3 protein-coding genes are annotated in these 3593 nt (G+C 58.9%); all 3 read left to right on the top strand.

What is annotated here, in order from left to right; translation table 11 throughout:
- Positions 1-509: 509 nt before the first annotated feature.
- Positions 510-1016 carry a hypothetical protein gene (locus RSSM_RS27420; RefSeq protein ID WP_044303821.1) on the top strand — a complete coding sequence of 169 codons (507 nt, stop codon included), beginning with the start codon at positions 510-512 and terminating at the stop codon, positions 1014-1016.
- 434 nt (positions 1017-1450) lie between these two features.
- The gene (locus RSSM_RS27410) at positions 1451-2425 is read left to right on the top strand and encodes a serine O-acetyltransferase (RefSeq protein ID WP_008687460.1); all 975 of its coding nucleotides are present in this window, start codon (positions 1451-1453) and stop codon (positions 2423-2425) included.
- Between the two features lie 268 nt (positions 2426-2693).
- A complete protein-coding gene (gene nth / locus RSSM_RS27405; RefSeq protein ID WP_008687459.1) occupies positions 2694-3347 on the top strand; it encodes an endonuclease III in 654 nt (217 codons plus the stop codon).
- Positions 3348-3593 lie beyond the last annotated feature (246 nt).

Genomic DNA, 3593 nt, shown 5'->3' with positions numbered 1-3593 from the left:
CCCCCTGCTCTCGGTCTTGGAAAGACCGAGCTACGTGCATACCCCAACCAGCCGATCAGGGTTAGCCGCGGTTTCTTACCAGACACCCCGTGCCAACGCACATCAACCAATTCATGCACGTTTTTCTCGCATCACCCCCGTAGGCCGGACCAAGCGAAGCGCCGATCCGGCATCCCCACAATCGTGGAGCCCAGTCTTCAGCCGCTCGGCCCCAAACCCGAGTCGCCTAAAGGCTTCACTCCAACGGCCCCCGCCTCCACATCCCCGCCCCGAAAACACCCGTTCGCCTTTTTCAAACCACCTCAAACCGCCCCAAAAACTCACGCTGCTACCTCAAATGGCACTTTAGGTAATTTGTGCGGGGGGCGGTTGATACGTTCGGTGCTGCTTACGCCGATTGTGTGCATCACAGCGATCGTTGCAGCCGAAACCGTTAGTGACGCAGACCCGCGATCGAAGAATCGCGTCACTAGACAACACAACTGACCGCAAGGTAGAGGGATTCGAGAATGAATCGTTGGCTTTTAATCGGATCGATGCTCGGCGTGATGGCCCTGAGCACCGGATGTCTCCACCACAACACACGCGGCGGGTGTTCGACTTGCGCCGCCCCGGCCGGCGACTGCAGCAGCTGCAGCACCGGGACATGCTCGACAGGCGCCTGCGGTAGCGGGGCCTGCAGCACGGGGCAGTGTGCTTCCTGCAACGGCGATTGCGGATCCTGCAACGACGGACGTTGTGGCGGATTGCTCGGCAAAACTCGGGGCAAGATCCTCGGTTGCCACACCGGATGCGGTCGCACCGGTTGCCAAGCCGGACCACTCGGATGGCAACAAGGCGGTCTCGACTACAGCTCGCACCTGAACCCTGGTTGCCTCGGCCACCAAGCCGGTGCGGCGGTTGCTAGCCAACCGTTCACCCCAGGTGCTCCGACCGCGCAAGTCGCTTACCCGTACTACACTCACCGCGGTCCCCGTGACTTCCTGATGGCCAACCCGCCATCGATCGGCCCCTGAGCCGACGCGGCAAAAAATCTGGCGAACCGGTCCTTCGGAGATCGGTCCCTAATGGAAGCACACCGGCAGGGTGTGCTTCCGGCATAGAATGATTGCTGGCAGAAATGCCGGCGACGAAGAAACGGTGCAGAACCACCGACATCGCGACAGGCCTCATCGAGTCACTGCATCACAGAGCAGCAGACACCAAGCCGCTCGGCTCGATCCGGCCTCGATGCGATTCAACGAGCGGTGTTCTGACGCCGGTTGTTCCGACTCCACAGTGTCATTTTTATGCAATGTCCTTTTCACGCGACGTCGCTTTAATTTCAAAATGCTCGAGCGACATCGTTTGTGGCGACGTTGCTCGTCGGAGTTGACCGCATCGTCGCAGCGTTCGTGTGGTTGGCCCTGACTGTTCTTATCGATCCGATGTTCATTGAGGTGAGTTTCCAATGGCCTCCGATTTCCGACTGAAGGAATCACTGCCCGAATTGACCGAACAGATCGTCGCGACCTATACCGCGGACGATTCGATCAACCACCTCGGCCACTGTCCGCTGCCCAGTTACGAAGCCGTGGTCAACATTCTCGTTGACCTCAAGGACATCTTGTACCCCGGCTATCGACGCCATACCAATTTGCACGCCGGCAACATTCGCTATCACGTCGGCGGCTTGGTTGATTCGTTGCACGATCAACTGACCGTGCAAATCGGACGCGCGTTGCAGCACGAACATCGTGTCAAACAAAAGCACGATGACTGCGTCGACCAGATCGACTTCGAGGCCAAAGGCCAAGCGATGACGATCGAGCTACTCAAGCGGATCGTCAAACTTCGCAAAACACTCGCCACCGACGTCGAAGCCGCATTCGCGGGCGACCCCGCCTGCCAAACGACCGACGAGATCGTGTTTTGCTATCCCGGCTTCGAAGCGATCACGGTTTACCGAATCGCTCACGAACTCGTTCAACTCGATGTGCCCTTCATTCCACGGATGATGACCGAGTGGGCGCACCAACAGACGGGGATCGACATTCACCCCGGTGCAACGATTGGTGATTACTTTTTCATCGACCACGGTACCGGTGTGGTCATCGGAGAAACCTGCGAAATCGGACGCCACGTCAAACTGTATCAAGGTGTCACGCTCGGTGCGTTGAGCTTCCCGACCGATGCGGACGGCCAACTCATCCGCGGCCAGAAACGACACCCGACGATTGAAGACAACGTCGTCGTCTACGCCAACGCCACCATCCTCGGTGGACGAACCGTTGTGGGTCGCGATTCAGTGATCGGCTCGAGCGTGTGGATCACCCGCAGCGTCTCGCCCGGCACAACCGTCGTCCTCGAAAAACCACAACTCCGGGTTCGCGGCAGCGAAGAATCCAAGGATGGCTCCCACCCCGAACTCAACTACCAAATCTAAACACGCCCACGCACACCCCACGTAGGCGAATCTTTCCAAGACTCGCACCCAACCACCCAACCACCCAACCGAGTCCCACTACTGACTCGCCCCCACCGCAACATCACCCACCTACCCGATCTCGTCCGCGGCACGTAAAACAGCATCCCACTCACGCGCCGCAGATCGGTCGCATACGGGGGCGAGAAACGCCGGTTCATCGCGTTTCCATCTCACCGCTGCAGGTCACGGCGTCTTCGTTCGACTCACATGAAAGCGAACCTGATCGGTGCTCAAAGCTGAACGAGCCGCTGTTGTTCTCGAGCGGCTCGAAGAACTCTACCCGGACCCTCCGATTCCACTCGACCATCGCGACGAATTCACACTGCTCGTCGCGGTGCTGCTCAGTGCGCAGTGCACTGATAAAAAAGTCAACGAGGTGACGCCGGCTCTCTTCGAAGTCGCCGGAACGCCGCAACAGATGATGGAACTCGGCGAAGCAGCCATTTTGGAAATCATCCGGCCGCTCGGACTGTCCAAACAGAAAGCCAAATCGCTCGCGGGGCTTGCGACCATTCTCGTCAACGAACACGACAGCGTCGTACCACAAACGTTCGAGGAACTCGAAGCGCTACCAGGCGTTGGACNTAAAACCGCGAGTGTCGTGATGTCCCAAGCCTTCGGTCACCCCGCCTTCCCCGTCGACACCCACATCCATCGCCTCGCCCAGCGTTGGGGTTTGTCTTCCGGTAAGAGCGTTGTGCAAACCGAGCGTGATCTGAAACGTCTCTTCCCCGAATCCAGCTGGAACCGACTGCATCTGCAGATCATCTTTTACGGACGAGAACACTGCACCGCGAGAGGATGCGACGGAACCAAATGCGGCCTCTGCACCGAGCTCTACCCAAACCGCCGCAAACCCGTCGAATGGAAAAAGCCATAGCCCCAACACATCCCAACCACCCAACGTAGAAGTCGAGGCTTTCGCCGCCCGCGAATGCTACTCTCGATCTTGGAAAGACCGAGCTACGTGCATACCCCAACCAGCCAACCGGCGTTAGCCACGGTTCTCCACGGGGCACCCTGTGCCAACGCACATCAACCAACTCACGCACGTCGTTCTCGCATCGCCCCCGTAGGCCGGACCAAGCGAAGCGCCGTTCCGGCATCCACACAATCGTTGGAGCCG

Source organism: Aporhodopirellula sallentina SM41, assembly GCF_000346505.1.
GTDB classification, from domain to species: Bacteria; Planctomycetota; Planctomycetia; order Pirellulales; family Pirellulaceae; genus Rhodopirellula; species Rhodopirellula sallentina.
Note: the sequence above shows the minus strand (reverse complement) of the source record. Positions and strands in the feature narration are given on the sequence as shown.